Annotated in this window: 20 protein-coding genes; 17 read left to right on the top strand and 3 right to left on the bottom strand. The window is 39.6% G+C overall.

The window, feature by feature from the left end; translation table 11 throughout:
• Positions 1–34: 34 nt before the first annotated feature.
• From I1J71_RS05030 to galE, 5 genes are all read left to right on the top strand, one after another.
• On the top strand, positions 35–2371 hold the full coding sequence (locus tag I1J71_RS05030; RefSeq protein ID WP_195183945.1) for a cation-translocating P-type ATPase: 2337 nt from the start codon (positions 35–37) through the stop codon (positions 2369–2371).
• Between the two features lie 101 nt (positions 2372–2472).
• Positions 2473–3150: a tRNA (adenine(22)-N(1))-methyltransferase gene (locus I1J71_RS05025; RefSeq protein ID WP_195183944.1), complete on the top strand. Its 678-nt coding sequence runs from the start codon at positions 2473–2475 to the stop codon at positions 3148–3150.
• Entirely contained in the window at positions 3137–3934 is a 798-nt protein-coding gene (locus tag I1J71_RS05020) for a Nif3-like dinuclear metal center hexameric protein (RefSeq protein WP_195183943.1), read from the top strand. The genes I1J71_RS05025 and I1J71_RS05020 overlap by 14 nt, the downstream gene beginning before the upstream one ends.
• A gap of 15 nt (positions 3935–3949) precedes the next feature.
• Positions 3950–5050: an NAD(P)/FAD-dependent oxidoreductase gene (locus I1J71_RS05015; protein WP_195183942.1), complete on the top strand. Its 1101-nt coding sequence runs from the start codon at positions 3950–3952 to the stop codon at positions 5048–5050.
• A gap of 100 nt (positions 5051–5150) precedes the next feature.
• Positions 5151–6170: a UDP-glucose 4-epimerase GalE gene (gene galE, locus I1J71_RS05010; protein WP_195183941.1), complete on the top strand. Its 1020-nt coding sequence runs from the start codon at positions 5151–5153 to the stop codon at positions 6168–6170.
• 251 nt (positions 6171–6421) lie between these two features.
• Here the strand turns inward: galE and I1J71_RS05005 are convergent, their stop codons facing one another.
• Positions 6422–6625 carry a ferredoxin gene (locus I1J71_RS05005; protein WP_195183940.1) on the bottom strand — a complete coding sequence of 68 codons (204 nt, stop codon included), beginning with the start codon at positions 6623–6625 and terminating at the stop codon, positions 6422–6424.
• 45 nt (positions 6626–6670) lie between these two features.
• On the opposite strand from I1J71_RS05005, the gene I1J71_RS05000 reads away from it, so the two are divergent.
• The 6 genes from I1J71_RS05000 to pdxT all read left to right on the top strand — a co-directional run bounded on the left by I1J71_RS05000 (position 6671) and on the right by pdxT (position 10540).
• Positions 6671–7162: an SAG1386/EF1546 family surface-associated protein gene (locus I1J71_RS05000; protein WP_195183939.1), complete on the top strand. Its 492-nt coding sequence runs from the start codon at positions 6671–6673 to the stop codon at positions 7160–7162.
• An 8-nt stretch (positions 7163–7170) separates the two neighbouring features.
• Positions 7171–7842 (top strand): (d)CMP kinase, encoded by a 672-nt coding sequence (gene cmk, locus I1J71_RS04995; RefSeq protein WP_006148832.1) that lies wholly within the window; start codon positions 7171–7173, stop codon positions 7840–7842.
• A gap of 138 nt (positions 7843–7980) precedes the next feature.
• Positions 7981–8319, top strand: a complete 339-nt coding sequence (locus I1J71_RS04990; RefSeq protein WP_004253903.1) for a zinc ribbon domain-containing protein YjdM — start codon at positions 7981–7983, stop codon at positions 8317–8319.
• A 2-nt stretch (positions 8320–8321) separates the two neighbouring features.
• Complete coding sequence (locus I1J71_RS04985; protein ID WP_195183938.1) at positions 8322–8954, top strand: Pr6Pr family membrane protein; 633 nt, start codon at positions 8322–8324, stop codon at positions 8952–8954.
• A 137-nt stretch (positions 8955–9091) separates the two neighbouring features.
• Positions 9092–9967, top strand: coding sequence for a pyridoxal 5'-phosphate synthase lyase subunit PdxS (gene pdxS, locus I1J71_RS04980; RefSeq protein WP_006153788.1), 876 nt, complete (start codon positions 9092–9094; stop codon positions 9965–9967).
• Positions 9968–10540, top strand: a complete 573-nt coding sequence (gene pdxT / locus I1J71_RS04975; protein ID WP_195183937.1) for a pyridoxal 5'-phosphate synthase glutaminase subunit PdxT — start codon at positions 9968–9970, stop codon at positions 10538–10540. It abuts the gene before it with no gap.
• A 33-nt stretch (positions 10541–10573) separates the two neighbouring features.
• Here the strand turns inward: pdxT and trhA are convergent, their stop codons facing one another.
• Both trhA and I1J71_RS04965 read right to left on the bottom strand, forming a co-directional pair.
• Positions 10574–11221 (bottom strand): PAQR family membrane homeostasis protein TrhA, encoded by a 648-nt coding sequence (trhA, locus tag I1J71_RS04970; RefSeq protein WP_195183936.1) that lies wholly within the window; start codon positions 11219–11221, stop codon positions 10574–10576.
• On the bottom strand, positions 11211–11666 hold the full coding sequence (locus I1J71_RS04965) for a DUF1836 domain-containing protein (RefSeq protein ID WP_195183935.1): 456 nt from the start codon (positions 11664–11666) through the stop codon (positions 11211–11213). The genes trhA and I1J71_RS04965 overlap by 11 nt, the downstream gene beginning before the upstream one ends.
• 133 nt (positions 11667–11799) lie before the next feature.
• On the opposite strand from I1J71_RS04965, the gene I1J71_RS04960 reads away from it, so the two are divergent.
• The 6 genes from I1J71_RS04960 to I1J71_RS04935 all read left to right on the top strand — a co-directional run bounded on the left by I1J71_RS04960 (position 11800) and on the right by I1J71_RS04935 (position 15178).
• Positions 11800–12300, top strand: coding sequence for a GNAT family N-acetyltransferase (locus I1J71_RS04960; protein ID WP_195183966.1), 501 nt, complete (start codon positions 11800–11802; stop codon positions 12298–12300).
• Positions 12301–12313: 13 nt separating this feature from the next.
• Complete coding sequence (locus I1J71_RS04955; RefSeq protein WP_195183934.1) at positions 12314–12805, top strand: methylated-DNA--[protein]-cysteine S-methyltransferase; 492 nt, start codon at positions 12314–12316, stop codon at positions 12803–12805.
• Positions 12806–12817: 12 nt separating this feature from the next.
• On the top strand, positions 12818–13174 hold the full coding sequence (locus I1J71_RS04950) for a Spx/MgsR family RNA polymerase-binding regulatory protein (RefSeq protein ID WP_006148818.1): 357 nt from the start codon (positions 12818–12820) through the stop codon (positions 13172–13174).
• Between the two features lie 156 nt (positions 13175–13330).
• On the top strand, positions 13331–14131 hold the full coding sequence (locus I1J71_RS04945) for an amino acid ABC transporter permease (RefSeq protein WP_195183933.1): 801 nt from the start codon (positions 13331–13333) through the stop codon (positions 14129–14131).
• Positions 14131–14874, top strand: coding sequence for an amino acid ABC transporter ATP-binding protein (locus I1J71_RS04940; protein WP_195183932.1), 744 nt, complete (start codon positions 14131–14133; stop codon positions 14872–14874). The genes I1J71_RS04945 and I1J71_RS04940 overlap by 1 nt, the downstream gene beginning before the upstream one ends.
• Before the next feature lie 79 nt (positions 14875–14953).
• Positions 14954–15178 (top strand): DUF4059 family protein, encoded by a 225-nt coding sequence (locus I1J71_RS04935; protein ID WP_195183931.1) that lies wholly within the window; start codon positions 14954–14956, stop codon positions 15176–15178.
• Positions 15179–15203: the final 25 nt, after the last annotated feature.

Below are 15203 nucleotides of genomic sequence, written 5' to 3'. Positions count from 1 at the left end.
GAATTATTGAAAAAAAAATGATATGATAGAATTTATGGATAAAAATAAAATTATGGGCTTAAGCCAATCAGAAGTTAAAGATCGTCAGAAACAGGGACAGGTCAATGATTTCAAAGCTTCAGCTAGTACCAGTACCTGGCAGATTGTAAAGCGAAATGTCTTTACTTTATTCAATGCATTAAACTTTGCCATCGCCTTAGCACTCGCTTTTGTTCAAGCCTGGAGCAACCTAGTTTTCTTTGCGGTTATCTGTTTTAATGCTTTTTCAGGAATTGTAACTGAATTACGTGCCAAGCATATGGTTGATAAACTCAATCTCTTGAATAAAGAAAAGATTACGACTATTCGTGATGGACAGGAGATTGCTTTAGACCCAGAAGAGCTTGTTTTGGATGATGTGATTCGCTTGTCTGCAGGGGATCAGATTCCAAGTGATGCAGTTGTATTAGAAGGCTTTGCTGAAGTCAATGAGGCCATGTTAACAGGCGAGAGTGACTTGGTACAAAAAGAAGTAGAAGACTTGATGCTGTCAGGAAGCTTTCTTGCAAGTGGGTCTGTCTTAGCACAGGTTCATCATGTTGGAGCAGACAACTATGCTGCTAAACTCATGCTTGAAGCTAAGACCGTTAAACCAATCAATTCCCGTATCATGAAATCACTTGATCAACTTGCAGGCTTTACTGGGAAAATTATCATTCCTTTTGGAATTGCTCTCTTGCTTGAAGCTTTGGTCTTAAAAGGTTTACCCCTTAAATCTTCTGTAGTTAATTCCTCTACAGCTCTTTTGGGGATGTTGCCTAAGGGAATCGCCCTTTTGACCATTACCTCTCTCTTAACTGCTGTTATCAAGCTTGGGTTGAAAAAGGTTTTGGTGCAGGAGATGTATTCTGTTGAGACCTTGGCACGTGTGGATATGCTCTGTTTGGATAAGACAGGAACCATTACTCAAGGAAAGATGCAGGTTGAGACAGTTCTTCCTCTGACCCAGGCTTATGATAAAGATGCCATTGACAAAATATTAACCAGCTATATAGCACACAGTGAGGATAAAAATCCAACTGCCCAAGCTATTCGAAAGCGTTTTGCGGGAGAGGTAGTTTATCCGATGATTTCTAGTCTTCCATTTTCTAGTGATCGAAAATGGGGAGCGATGGAATTGGAAGGTCTCGGAACTATTTTCCTAGGTGCACCTGAGATGTTGTTGGATGCTGAAGTTCCTGAAGCTAGGGAAGCTCTTGAACGAGGGTCTCGTGTCTTAGTTCTGGCTCTAAGTCAAGGAAAACTTGACCACCACAAACCGCAGAAACCATCGGATATGCAATCCTTGGCTCTGCTTGAGATTTTAGATCCTATCCGAGAAGGGGCTGCTGAAACTTTAGACTATCTACGTTCTCAGGAAGTAGGGCTGAAAATTATCTCTGGTGATAATCCAGTTACCGTTTCAAGTATTGCTCAAAAAGCAGGTTTTGCAGATTATCATAGCTATGTAGATTGTTCAAAAATCACGGACGAGGAATTGATTGCTATGGCTGAGGAAACAGCGATTTTTGGACGTGTCTCTCCTCATCAAAAGAAACTGATTATCCAAACTCTGAAAAAAGCAGGTCATACGACTGCTATGACAGGAGATGGTGTCAATGATATCCTTGCCCTCCGTGAGGCAGATTGTTCCATCGTGATGGCTGAAGGAGATCCAGCGACTCGTCAGATTGCAAATCTGGTCCTCTTGAACTCAGACTTTAATGATGTTCCTGAGATACTCTTTGAGGGGCGTCGTGTAGTTAATAATATTGCTCACATTGCTCCAATTTTCTTGATTAAGACCATCTATTCCTTCTTGTTGGCAATCATCTGTATTGCAAGTGCATTGTTAGGTCGTACTGAATGGATTTTGATTTTCCCATTTATTCCGATTCAGATTACTATGATTGACCAGTTTGTGGAAGGTTTCCCGCCGTTCGTATTGACCTTTGAACGAAATATCAAACCTGTGGAACAAAACTTCCTCAGAAAATCCATGCTTCGTGCACTACCAAGTGCCTTGATGGTAGTCTTTAGTGTTCTCTTTGTTAAAATTTTTGGAACAAGTCAAGGCTGGTCAGCTATTGAAATTTCGACACTTCTATATTATCTACTGGCATCGATTGGTTTCATGTCTGTAGTTAGAGCTTGCTTGCCATTTAGTCTGTGGCGTGTGCTATTGATTATTTGGTCAGTTGGAGGTTTCCTTGGAACAGCTCTATTCCCAAGAATCCAAAAATTGCTTGAAATTTCAACACTTACAGGTCAAACATTGCCTGTCTATGGCATTATGATGCTCGTCTTTATTGTGATTTTCATACTTACAAGTCGTTATCAAGTTAAAAGATAAAGAAAGACTGCAATCCATGATTGCGGTCTTTTTTAGGTGCAGGATTGCCAGATAAAATATGGTATAATAAAGGGAAATAGAGTTTTTGAAAGTGAGAGAAGATGATTTCAAAGAGATTAGAAACAGTAGCTTCTTTTGTTCCCAAAGGAGCTGTTTTACTGGATGTCGGTAGCGACCATGCTTATTTACCTATTGAATTAGTTGAAAAAGGTCATATTGAAGCTGCCATCGCGGGTGAAGTTGTAGAGGGACCCTATCAATCTGCAGTTAAAAATGTTGAAAGTCATGGCTTAGCTGATAAAATCCAGGTTCGTTTAGCCAATGGTTTAGCAGCTTTCGAAGAAAGTGACCAGGTCTCTGTTATCACTATTGCTGGGATGGGAGGCCGCTTGATTGCTACGATATTAGAAAAGGGCTTTGACAAACTAGCCAATGTTGAGCGTTTGATTCTTCAACCGAATAATCGTGAAGACGAGTTACGTAGTTGGCTACAAGAGCATGGTTTTCAAATCATAGCAGAAAGTATCCTAGAAGAAGCTGGGAAATTCTATGAGATCATAGTTGCAGAAGCTGGCGAAATGAAGCTATCAGCCACTGATGTTCGGTTTGGCCCCTTCTTGTCCAAAGAAGGCAGTCCAGTCTTCATCCAAAAATGGAAAAAAGAAGCTGTTAAGCTTGAGTTTGCCCTTAGTCAAATTCCAGAAAAAAATCAAGAAGAACGTCAGGTTCTAGCAGATAAAATTCAAGCCATCAAGGAGGTGCTCCATGAAAGCAAGTGAAGTGATTAAGCGTTATGAAGCCTATTGCCCACAAGAATTTTCTATGGAAGGTGATAGTCGTGGTCTGCAAATTGGCACTCTAGATAAGGATATCCAAAAAATCATGGTTGCTCTTGATATCCGTGAAGAGACAGTTGCTGAAGCTATTGAAATGGGTGTTGATTTGATTATCGTTAAGCACGCCCCTATCTTTCGTCCGATCAAGGATTTGGTAGCTAGTCGTCCTCAAAATCAGATTTACATCAATCTCATCAAGCACGATATTGCCGTCTACGTCAGTCATACTAATATCGATATTGTTGAAAATGGTCTTAATGATTGGTTCTGCCAACTATTGGGTATTGAGGATACAACTTATCTGCAGGAAACAGGTCCTGAACGTGGGATTGGCCGTATTGGAGCTATTAGACCTCAAACATTTAAGGAATTTGCTGACTATGTTAAGGAAGTTTTTGGTCTAGATAGTCTCCGTATGGTGTATTATAAAGAGAGCGATTTGCAAAAAACCATCTCAAGAGTGGCTATCTGTGGTGGAAGTGGTCAATCATTCTATCCTGATGCTTTAGCAAAAGGAGCGGATGTCTACATTACTGGAGACATATACTACCACACTGCCCAAGATATGCTGTCAGATGGTTTGTTAGCTCTAGATCCGGGACACTATATCGAAGTGCTTTTTATCGAAAAAATTGCAGAGCTCTTGAACGAATGGAAGAAAGAGAATGCTTGGTCTCTCGAAGTTATCGCAAGTCAGGCATCGACCAATCCTTTCCACCATATCTAATTAGAAGGTATAAAAATGAAAAAAGTTGCCATTGTAGGAGCAGGGATTGTAGGGGCAACAGCCGCCTACTATCTCTCTAAAGAAGCAGATGTCGAAGTAATTGTCTTTGATCATGGATACGGCCAAGCGACCAAGGCAGCTGCAGGAATCATCAGTCCTTGGTTCTCTAAACGACGTAATAAAGCTTGGTACAAGATGGCGCGCTTGGGAGCGGATTTTTATGTAGATTTATTGGCTGACTTGGAAAAATCGGGTCAAAAGGTTGATTTCTACCAGCGCTCAGGAGTCTTACTTCTCAAAAAAGATGATTCCAAGCTCGAGGAACTCTATGACTTAGCCTTGCAACGTAGAGATGAATCTCCTTTAATTGGCGAATTAGCCATTTTGTACCAAGCTGCTGCAAGCAGTCTATTCCCTGGATTGGAGGGATTTGAGAGATTGCTCTATGCTTCTGGAGGGGCTCGAGTAGATGGACAACTTTTAGTTAGTCGCTTGCTTGAAGCCAGTCAAGTGAAGGTGATAAAGAAAGAGGTCAGTCTAAATCCCTTAGCATCGGGTTATCAAATAGACAACCAAATGTTTGACCAAGTTATCTTGTCCACGGGAGCTTGGCTTGGACACATTTTGGAGCCTTTAGGCTATGAGGTTGATGTTCGTCCTCAAAAGGGGCAACTCCGAGATTACCAAGTGCCACAAGACATGGGAGCCTACCCTGTAGTTATGCCTGAAGGGGAGTGGGATTTGATTCCATTTCCAGGTGGGAAGTTGTCTCTAGGGGCTACCCATGAAAATGATATGGGATTTGACCTAACAGTTGATGAAAATTTGCTTCAGCAAATGGCTGAGGCAGCGAGTCCATTTTATCCTAACTTAAAAGATACAATGATAAGTGGTGAGCGCGTGGGGATTCGTGCCTATACAAGTGATTTCTCTCCATTCTTTGGACAGGTTCCAAACTTATCAGGAGTCTATACAGCAAGTGGTCTAGGATCTTCAGGCTTAACGACCGGCCCTATTATAGGCTATCATTTAGCTCAAATGCTTCAGGGGAGAAGTGGAGAATTAGATCCAGCAGATTATCCGACTGAAAGATATATTAAAAAGAAACAATCGTAAATCTTTTACTTAGTTTTTACGGTAGTATTAGGAAAGTAAATGACTTTCTCTATCAAAAATGGTAAAATGAAAAAAATAATCCAAGAATTGAGGAAATAAAATGCAAGAAAAAATTCTGGTAACGGGTGGAGCAGGTTTTATTGGAAGTCACACTGTCATTGAACTGGTTCAAGCCGGACACCAAGTTGTTGTCGTGGATAATTTGGTCAATAGTAGTCGTAAAAGTCTTGAAGTAGTTGAAAGAATCACAGGCGTAGAAATTCCTTTCTACGAAGCAGATATTCGTGATACAGATACACTTTGTGATATTTTCAAACATGAAGAACCAACAGGAGTCATCCATTTTGCAGGTTTGAAGGCAGTTGGTGAGTCAACTCGTATCCCTCTTGCCTACTATGATAACAATATTGCCGGTACAGTTAGCCTTTTGAAGGCAATGGAAGAAAACAACTGTAAGAACATTATCTTCAGTTCTTCAGCAACAGTTTATGGAGATCCACATACTGTTCCAATCCTAGAAGATTTCCCACTTTCAGCTACCAACCCTTATGGCCGTACCAAGCTTATGCTGGAAGAAATCTTGACAGATATCCATAAAGCAGATTCAGAGTGGAACGTTGTCTTACTTCGTTACTTCAACCCAATTGGTGCGCATGAGAGTGGTGATTTAGGTGAAAATCCAAACGGTATTCCAAACAACCTTCTACCGTATGTGACACAAGTCGCAGTTGGCAAATTAGAACAAGTTCAAGTCTTCGGAGATGACTACGATACTGAAGATGGAACAGGTGTTCGTGACTATATCCACGTCGTTGACCTGGCCAAAGGGCACGTTGCCGCCCTTAAGAAGCTTCAAAAAGGCTCAGGACTCAATGTGTATAACCTTGGGACTGGAAAAGGCTACTCAGTTCTTGAAATTATCCAAAATATGGAAAAAGCTGTTGGACGCCCAATTCCATACCGTATTGTTGAACGTCGCCCTGGTGATATTGCAGCTTGCTACTCAGACCCAGCAAAAGCTAAGGAAGAGCTAGGATGGGAAGCAGGACTTGGTATTACAGAAATGTGTGAAGATGCCTGGCGTTGGCAAAGCAAACATCCAAATGGATTTGAAGACTAATCGTTTGATTAAACAAAAAAAGAGGAAGTAATTCCTCTTTTTTTATAACTTTATATGTGGTTGAAATAAAAAATTTGATTAGTGCTTAAGTGATAGAAAAATGTCTTAAAAGAACGGTTTATTTATTATTGAAATGCTGGAACAAATAAAAGAAAAATTGTATAAAAATAGCTAGCAAAAGACTATAATTTTCTAGAAAAATATGCTAAACTAGAAGGAGTGGAAAATGGAGATTTATGTTCCACTAAAATTTAAGATTTATCTATAATCAGAGCACGAGTAGGGCAATTTTTAACGGCTTCTAAAATGTCGTCGTTGCAAGCAATTTCTCGCTCTAATTGCTCAGATTCATCGTAAAAATGGACGATACCATTATCATGGTAATCAAATAATTCTGAATAAGTTTGGCAGAGCCCACAAGCGATGCAACGTTCAGGTACAAGTCTAATCTTCATATTTATATTGTAATAAGAAACTAAAAAAAACTCAAGGAGTAAGGTATGGAAAAGGAACCGTGGCAAGAAGATATTTATGAAAACCAAGAAGAGGAATCAAGAACAGAGCGTCGTCAACGAAACAAAAATGGTTCAGGTGTCGTGGCCAATCGTATTTTAACTGTTTTGGCTGTTCTTTTCTTTGTCATTGTTGTTGGTATGGTAGTTGTATTAGTCTACTTGTCATCAGGTGGAAGCGACCGTACTTCAGCTCTGAAAGATTTTTATGATTCTTCAGCTCCAAAAGTAGAAGAAATTACAACAGTGGCTACAACTACTCAGTTAACAGAGTCAACTGAAGCAAAAACAAACCAACAAGAGCATACAGAGGCGCATACTGACTCTGAAGGAACAATCACAGTCTTACCAGGAGAAGGGGAAGCAGCCATTGCGGCTCGCGCTGGAATCTCTATTGCTCAACTTGAAGCCTTGAATCCTGGTCATATGTCTTCAGGAACTTGGTTTGCAAATCCTGGTGATGTCCTTAAGACAAGATAGGAGTGACAATGAAAACAATTCAGATTGCTATTGATGGACCAGCTTCCAGTGGTAAGAGTACAGTAGCTAAGATTATTGCTAAGGACTTTGGCTATACTTATCTGGATACGGGCGCTATGTATCGTGCAGCGACTTACATCGCATTGAAAAACCAAATTAGCCCAGATGAGCCATCTCAACTTCTTGAATTATTGGAACAATACCCGATTAGTTTTGGCCGCGCTGAAACAGGAGAACAGCTTGTTTTTGTTGGAGATGTTGATGTAACAAATCCAATCCGTGAAAATGAAGTAACTAATGCTGTTTCTGCCTTTGCGGCGATTCCAGCTGTTCGTGAAAAATTAGTAGCCCTCCAGCAAGAAATTGCCCGACAAGGTGGTATCGTTATGGATGGCCGCGATATTGGAACAGTAGTCTTGCCTCAGGCTGAATTGAAAATTTTTCTAGTAGCATCTGTAGATGAGCGTGCGGAACGTCGTTACAAGGAAAATCTTTCAAAGGGAATCGAAACAGATTTGGAAACTTTGAAAGAAGAGATTGCTGCGCGTGATTATAAAGATAGTCATCGTGAAACTTCACCTCTCAAGCAAGCTGAGGATGCAATCTATTTGGATACGACTGGTCTCTCTATTTTAGAAGTTGTTGAAAAAATTAAATCAGAAGCTCAAAAACATTTATAAGAACTATAAAACGATGAACTGAATTTCGGTTTGTCGTTTTTTATCATAATTTGTCAAATAGTCTGTTTTAAGGTATAATAGTTGCTGTTGAAGAAAATTTGACAATCAAATAATCATAAATTTTTTTAAGGAGATAACATGAGTCAATTACCAAATTGCCCAAAATGTAATTCAGAATATGTATATGAAGATGGCGCACTTCTAGTTTGTCCAGAATGTGCTTACGAGTGGAATCCTGCTGAACAAGCAGAAGTTGAAGAAGGCATTGTTGCTATTGATGCAAATGGTAACAAATTAGCCGATGGAGATACAGTAACCTTGATTAAAGATTTGAAGGTTAAAGGAGCGCCAAAAGATCTTAAGCAAGGTACACGAGTTAAAAACATTCGTATTGTAGAGGGTGACCACAACATCGATTGTAAGATTGATGGGTTTGGAGCTATGAAGCTAAAATCAGAATTTGTGAAGAAGATTTAATCATGATTAAAAATGAAAAAGTAATATTTTATAGTCGTATCTTTTTATTTATAGCAGCCTTTACTGGTGTATACTTGGAGATTACAAAACGCGGTGGTTTAGGGATGTTACTCTACTATACAGTCCTTTCTAACCTTCTGGTTGTACTTTTTACAGGCTATCTTTTGATAAAGATGCGTAGTGGTGGTGATAGTTGGCAGAGTCCTGGTATTCTACGTCTCAAAGGTGGCGTCACTATGAGTATTATGATTACTTGTGTCATCTATCATTTCATGCTAGCTCCCTTGACGACAGATTTTTACCGTTTGGAAAATTTCCTTTGCCATTATATTGTCCCTCTCTGGTTTTTAGCAGATACAGTTATTTTTGATAAGAGTCGTCAATATAAGTTAGTTGATCCCATGCTTTGGACTAGCCTTCCTTTGCTTTATATGATTTTTGCCCTCTTAAACGGTTTTGTTCTAAAGATGGATGTCCCTAATGCTAAGGATAGTCCCTTCCCTTATTTCTTTTTGAATGCTACCAAACATGGTTGGGGTTTTGTCTTTAAATGGGCAGCAACTATCTTTGTTGCCTACATGGTTTCAGGATATCTCTTTTATCTTGTAAAAAGTATAAAAAAATCTAAGAAATAAAAGTACCCAATGTGGGTGCTTTTTTGTTATAGAGATAATTGTACCCGGACAAATCGATTTATTTTATCTTGTTATGCAGTCTTAAATACCTTACAATAAAAATGTAGCTACCAATACAACTATTGAGGATGAAAAAAATGACTGAAAATCGTTATGAATTAAATAAGAATTTGGCACAGATGCTTAAAGGTGGCGTCATCATGGATGTTCAAAATCCTGAACAAGCAAGAATTGCTGAGGCTGCAGGTGCGGCAGCAGTTATGGCCTTGGAGCGAATTCCAGCTGACATTCGTGCGGCTGGTGGAGTTTCTCGCATGAGCGATCCAAAGATGATTAAGGAAATCCAAGAAGCGGTCAGCATTCCAGTTATGGCTAAGGTTCGAATTGGGCATTTTGTTGAAGCACAGATTTTAGAGGCCATCGAAATTGACTATATCGATGAGAGCGAAGTTCTATCTCCAGCTGATGACCGTTTTCATGTGGACAAGAAAGAATTTCAAGTTCCTTTTGTCTGTGGTGCTAAAGACCTAGGAGAAGCCTTGCGCCGTATCGCTGAAGGAGCTTCTATGATCCGTACAAAAGGGGAACCAGGAACAGGAGATATTGTTCAGGCGGTTCGTCATATGCGTATGATGAATCAAGAAATTCGCCGCATTCAAAACCTCCGTGAGGACGAGTTATATGTTGCTGCAAAAGAACTCCAAGTACCTGTAGAATTAGTTCAATACGTTCACGAACATGGGAAATTGCCAGTTGTCAACTTTGCGGCTGGAGGGGTTGCAACACCAGCGGATGCTGCTCTTATGATGCAGCTTGGTGCAGAAGGCGTCTTTGTTGGCTCAGGGATTTTCAAATCAGGTGATCCTGTTAAACGTGCCGCAGCAATTGTTAAGGCAGTTACAAACTATCAGAATCCTCAAATTCTAGCTCAAATCTCGGAAGACTTGGGAGAAGCCATGGTAGGTATCAATGAGAATGAAATCCAAATTCTCATGGCTGAGCGAGGAAAATAGATGAAAATTGGAATCTTGGCCTTGCAAGGTGCCTTTGCAGAACACGAGAAAATGCTTGCTCAACTAGGAGTTGAAAGTATTGAACTGCGAAACCTAGAAGATTTTCAGCAACATCGAAGTGAGCTATCAGGTTTGATTTTGCCAGGAGGTGAGTCAACGGCCATGGGGAAACTGTTGCGAGATCAGCAGATGCTCATTCCTCTAAGAGAGGCTATTCTCAATGGTTTACCAGTCTTTGGAACTTGTGCGGGTTTAATTTTGCTAGCAAAACAAATCACTTCTCAAGAGGAAAGCCATCTAGCGACCATGGACATAGTAGTAGAGCGCAATGCCTATGGACGTCAGCTAGGAAGCTTTTATACAGAAGCTGACTGCAAGGGCATTGGTAAAATTCCAATGACCTTTATCCGTGGCCCGATTATCAGTAGTGTTGGTGACAGTGTTGATATTCTAGCGATTGTGAACAATCAAATCGTAGCTGCACAAGAAAAGAATATGCTGGTAACCTCCTTTCATCCTGAATTGACAAATGATCTTCGTTTGCATCAGTACTTTATGAATATGTGTAAATAAAAAAAGAGGTTGGGATTTTTCCCAACTTCTTTTTTACATGTAATAAACAATAGCAATATATTGGAGAGCAGAGGCTGCTAGAATGAAGAGATGCCAAATCATATGGAAGTATGGTTTCTTTTTAGCGTAGAATCCAGCGCCAACTGTATAGCAAAGGCCACCCGATACCATAAGACTCCAAAACATTGGACTTGTCTGACTGATGATTGCTGGTAAGATAGCCAATACAAGCCACCCCATGATGAGGTAAAGGATGAGACTAAATTTTTCATTGACCTTCTTGGCAAAGATTTTATAAAGAATACCGAAAATAGTTGTCCCCCATTGGATAGCAATAATGAGGTAACCAAACCAATTATTCATCAGGGTTAAAACCACCGGGGTATAAGAACCTGCAATCGCAACATAAATCATAGAATGGTCAATAATTCGTAACACATATTTATGAGTTGAACCATAAGCCATAGAATGATAAATAGTTGATGATAAGAACATGAGAAAGAGGCTAATGACAAAAATGGAGACACCTACAGAGGATAAAAGACCATGAGCCTCATAGCTGTAAGTGGAAGAGATAGGAAGTAAAATCAGCATGATAAAGGCTCCAACAGCATGGGTGACACTGTTGGCAATTTCTTCTCCAAAACTAAGTCGTTTACTAAGTTTGAAACTAGTATTCATTTATTTCCTCCTCTGGGGTTTCTGTATAGACTTGTGCAAGAGTTTGATGATAGAGTTTGACCGTTTGGCAGCTTGCTTGGATAATGGGATTAGCTGGATCAATATCTTCATTCATATAGTCCACAAAAGCATTGTAAAGTTCTTGTGAGTTAGTCTCTGTGTGTAGGGTGTTTAGGGTTTGAGCAATTTCTTGGATAGAAAAAACAGACTTGAGAGTGGTAATAGCAATCAATCGTGCGATTTGTTTGCGTTGATATTTTTTCTTTTCAGGTTTACTGATATAACCGTGTTTGACATAGTTGTTCACCATGGATGCTGTCAAACCTTTCTCCTTGTCAGGAGAAGCAGGAGGACAGATTTGATTGACATAAAGCAGAACCTGGTCCAGATAGAGATTGATACTTGGAATTTCTTCCCATTTTGGATAGGAAAAAGTAGTATTCATTTTCAACTCCTTTTTATCTAGTTTTAATAACTAGATTATAAAATATTAGAAATAATAAGTCAAGTTTCAAGTGCTTGTAGAAAGAAATAATTTATGCTATGATGAGAGAAATAGTATGAAAAGAGGATAAATGATGGAGATTCGCTTAGCCTTTCCAAACGAAGTTGATGCAATTATGCAAGTGATTGAGGGAGCCAAGAAATGTTTGGCAGAAGCTGGCAGCACTCAGTGGCAAAACGGCTACCCAGATGCAGATACCATTATTGAAGACATCGTCTCTGGTCAAGCTTATGTAGCCCTAGACGAAGGGGACCTCTTAGCCTATGCAGCAGTGACTAAGAGCCCAGAAAAAGCTTATGAAGCAATTTATGATGGCAACTGGGAGGGAAATGAAGCAGAATACTTAGTATTTCACCGTATTGCTGTTGCTAGAGACTCGCAAGGTCAAGGTGTTGCTCAGACCTTTTTAGAAGGCTTGGTTGAAGGCTTCGATTACCTAGATTTTCGTTCAGATACGCACGCTAAAAACATAGCCATGCAGCATATCTTTGAAAAACTTGGCTTCAAACAGGTTGGTAAAGTTCCAGTAGACGGGGAACGCTTGGCCTATCAAAAATTAAAATCAAATGCCTAAGAAGTATGTAAAGATGCTATACAAGTCACCGATTGGCCCCCTATCTCTGGTAGCAGATGACCATTTTTTGTTTGGGATATGGATTGAAGAAGAGAGCGATTTTGAGAAGGGATTATCTGAAAATGATGTGACTGTTGTTGAGAGTCATCCCATTTTAAATCAAATTACTTCCTATTTAGAAACTTATTTTAAGGGGCAAGATCAAGACTTATCTGGATTACCTTTAGCTCCTGTCGGTAGTGATTTTGAAAAAAGAGTCTGGAACTACTTGCGAGGAATTCCTTTTGGTCAGACAGTTACTTATGGGCAAATAGCTAAGGACCTGCAGGTGGCTTCTGCTCAAGCAGTCGGAGGAGCAGTAGGTCGCAATCCTTGGTCTATCCTTGTACCCTGTCACCGTGTGCTAGGTGCTGGAGGACGTCTGACAGGCTATGCTTGGGGACTCGAAAAGAAGGCTTGGCTTTTGAGGCATGAAGGTGCAAGTTATCAAGAAAATAAAAAATAGAAAGAGAAGAAAATGTTAGAATTTATCGAATATCCAAAATGTACAACTTGTAAAAAAGCTAAGAAAGAATTAGATCAACTCGGACTAGAATATAAAGACGTTCATATCGTTGAAGAGACTCCGAGTGAAAAGGTCATTTTAAACTGGCTCGAAACTTCGGGATTTGAATTGAAGCAATTTTTCAATACTAGTGGAATCAAATATCGTGAACTCGGATTGAAAGATAAGGTTGGAACATTGTCAAACAAAGAAGCAGCCAAACTCTTGGCCAGTGATGGTATGCTGTTAAAACGTCCAATACTAGTTGAAAATGGTCTTGTAAAACAAATTGGCTATCGTAAATCATACAATAACTTGGATTTGAATTAGTTTTTTTCTATCTCCTTGATAGATAAAATATATAACCTCCCACTTTTAAAGTATGATACACTAGAAGGTAGATGAAATCCGATATGCTCGTAGCAAATATTTTTAATTAGAGCATAAGTATGATAGAATGAATCATTATCTTGAGAGGATGTTTCTATGAATGTTACAACGATTTTAGCATCTGATTGGTATCAAAATTTGATGCAATATATTCCAGATGGCAAACTTTTTAGTTGGCGTTCTGTCTTTGATGGGATTCCAAGAATTGTACAGCAATTACCTACAACTTTGATGTTAACAGTATTTGGTGCCTTTTTTGGTATCATGCTAGCCCTAGTCTTTGCTATCGTGAAAATCAACCGAGTTAGATTTATATACCCATTACAAGCCTTTTTTGTAAGTTTCCTAAAAGGAACTCCAATTTTAGTTCAACTGATGTTGACTTATTATGGAATTCCATTGGCTTTGAAAGCCTTGAATCAACAATGGGGAACTTCTCTGAACATTAATGCTATTCCAGCAGCAACATTTGCGATTGTGGCTTTTGCTTTTAACGAGGCAGCCTATGCTAGTGAAACCATTCGTGCGGCAATTCTTTCTGTAAATCCAGGTGAGATTGAAGCTGCTCGTAGTCTTGGTATGACACGTGCGCAAGTTTATCGTCGAGTGATTATTCCCAATGCAGCAGTAGTTGCAACACCAACCTTGATTAACTCCTTGATTGGCTTGACCAAGGGGACTTCCCTAGCCTTCAGTGCAGGTGTTGTAGAAGTCTTTGCCCAAGCTCAGATTTTGGGTGGTGCAGACTATCGTTACTTTGAACGTTTCATCTCAGTAGCTCTCGTCTATTGGGTGGTAAATATCGTTATTGAAAATATTGGCCGTTTCATTGAAAGAAAAATGGCTATTACAGCACCAGATAATGTTGAGACAGATGTGAAAGGAGAGCTTCGCTGATGATTAAAATTTCAAATTTAAGCAAATCCTTTTCAGGTCAAACCGTTTTGGATCATCTGAATTTAGATATTCAAAAAGGAGAAGTTGTTGCCTTAATTGGTTCTTCAGGAGCTGGGAAATCAACTTTTCTTCGTAGCCTAAACTATCTAGAAACTCCTGATAGTGGAAGTATTCAGATTGATGATTTCAAAGTTGATTTTTCTCAAATTACGCAAGAAGAAATTCTGACTCTTCGTCGTAAACTATCGATGGTTTTCCAACAGTTTAATTTATTTGAGCGTAGAACAGCGCTAGATAATGTTAAAGAAGGCTTGGTTGTCGTTAAAAAACTATCGAACGAAGAAGCGACTGAAATTGCTAAGGAAGAGCTAGCTAAGGTTGGGCTTTCTGATCGTGAACAGCATTATCCGCGTCACTTGTCAGGGGGGCAAAAACAACGGGTCGCTATAGCGCGTGCTCTAGCCATGAAACCAGACGTCTTACTCTTGGATGAACCAACTTCAGCACTGGACCCAGAATTGGTTGGTGAGGTAGAAAGATCGATTGCCAATGCTGCAAAATCAGGTCAAACCATGGTTTTGGTTAGTCATGATATGTCATTTGTTGCTCAAGTGGCTGATAAGGTTTTATTCTTGGATAAAGGAAAGATTATTGAATCTGGAACACCGGATGAGATTATCAACCATCCTAAAGAAGAACGAACAAAAGAATTCTTTGCTAGTTACAAACGAACCTATATCTGATATAATAGAAGATAAGAAAAACTCAGTTGGCTAAGCTAACTGGGTTTGCTCTTTAAAAATAATAGAAATGAGAGAGAGCATGCTAGTTCAGCTATTTGCTTTGTATTTAGAGAGTTTGGTTTTGACGATTTTACTAGTCTTGGTTGTCTTAGGGCTTTGGATTGGTTTGAGAGCTCTATCAGGTGTGGACAAAACTGCTAAGGAGCGTCAGGCTCACCTCTATGATATGATTATGATTGGAGTTCTAACAATTCCAGTATTGTCTTTTGCAACCATGAGTATTTTGCTGGTTCTCAAGGCTTAATAGTTGTCAAATAGGATTTTATCCG

Origin of the sequence: Streptococcus infantis (assembly GCF_015546995.1) — a bacterium.
Taxonomy (GTDB): Bacteria; Bacillota; Bacilli; order Lactobacillales; family Streptococcaceae; genus Streptococcus; species Streptococcus infantis_J.
The sequence above is the reverse complement of the archived record's forward strand: the minus strand, read 5'-3'. Positions and strand labels throughout refer to the sequence as shown.

What these genes read in the sequence shown, in the direction of transcription:
- I1J71_RS04955 (WP_195183934.1), top strand. Translation starts at nt 12,314, where the DNA reads ATGCTATACAAGTCACCGATTGGCCCCCTATCTCTGGTAGCAGATGAC.
- I1J71_RS04990 (WP_004253903.1), top strand. Translation starts at nt 7,981, where the DNA reads ATGAGTCAATTACCAAATTGCCCAAAATGTAATTCAGAATATGTATAT.
- trhA (WP_195183936.1), bottom strand. Translation starts at nt 11,221, where the DNA reads ATGAATACTAGTTTCAAACTTAGTAAACGACTTAGTTTTGGAGAAGAA.
- I1J71_RS05030 (WP_195183945.1), top strand. Translation starts at nt 35, where the DNA reads ATGGATAAAAATAAAATTATGGGCTTAAGCCAATCAGAAGTTAAAGAT.
- pdxS (WP_006153788.1), top strand. Translation starts at nt 9,092, where the DNA reads ATGACTGAAAATCGTTATGAATTAAATAAGAATTTGGCACAGATGCTT.
- I1J71_RS05015 (WP_195183942.1), top strand. Translation starts at nt 3,950, where the DNA reads ATGAAAAAAGTTGCCATTGTAGGAGCAGGGATTGTAGGGGCAACAGCC.
- I1J71_RS05005 (WP_195183940.1), bottom strand. Translation starts at nt 6,625, where the DNA reads ATGAAGATTAGACTTGTACCTGAACGTTGCATCGCTTGTGGGCTCTGC.
- cmk (WP_006148832.1), top strand. Translation starts at nt 7,171, where the DNA reads ATGAAAACAATTCAGATTGCTATTGATGGACCAGCTTCCAGTGGTAAG.
- pdxT (WP_195183937.1), top strand. Translation starts at nt 9,968, where the DNA reads ATGAAAATTGGAATCTTGGCCTTGCAAGGTGCCTTTGCAGAACACGAG.
- I1J71_RS05025 (WP_195183944.1), top strand. Translation starts at nt 2,473, where the DNA reads ATGATTTCAAAGAGATTAGAAACAGTAGCTTCTTTTGTTCCCAAAGGA.
- I1J71_RS04940 (WP_195183932.1), top strand. Translation starts at nt 14,131, where the DNA reads ATGATTAAAATTTCAAATTTAAGCAAATCCTTTTCAGGTCAAACCGTT.
- I1J71_RS04985 (WP_195183938.1), top strand. Translation starts at nt 8,322, where the DNA reads ATGATTAAAAATGAAAAAGTAATATTTTATAGTCGTATCTTTTTATTT.
- I1J71_RS04935 (WP_195183931.1), top strand. Translation starts at nt 14,954, where the DNA reads ATGCTAGTTCAGCTATTTGCTTTGTATTTAGAGAGTTTGGTTTTGACG.
- I1J71_RS04960 (WP_195183966.1), top strand. Translation starts at nt 11,800, where the DNA reads ATGGAGATTCGCTTAGCCTTTCCAAACGAAGTTGATGCAATTATGCAA.
- I1J71_RS04950 (WP_006148818.1), top strand. Translation starts at nt 12,818, where the DNA reads ATGTTAGAATTTATCGAATATCCAAAATGTACAACTTGTAAAAAAGCT.
- I1J71_RS05000 (WP_195183939.1), top strand. Translation starts at nt 6,671, where the DNA reads ATGGAAAAGGAACCGTGGCAAGAAGATATTTATGAAAACCAAGAAGAG.
- I1J71_RS04945 (WP_195183933.1), top strand. Translation starts at nt 13,331, where the DNA reads ATGAATGTTACAACGATTTTAGCATCTGATTGGTATCAAAATTTGATG.
- galE (WP_195183941.1), top strand. Translation starts at nt 5,151, where the DNA reads ATGCAAGAAAAAATTCTGGTAACGGGTGGAGCAGGTTTTATTGGAAGT.
- I1J71_RS05020 (WP_195183943.1), top strand. Translation starts at nt 3,137, where the DNA reads ATGAAAGCAAGTGAAGTGATTAAGCGTTATGAAGCCTATTGCCCACAA.
- I1J71_RS04965 (WP_195183935.1), bottom strand. Translation starts at nt 11,666, where the DNA reads ATGAATACTACTTTTTCCTATCCAAAATGGGAAGAAATTCCAAGTATC.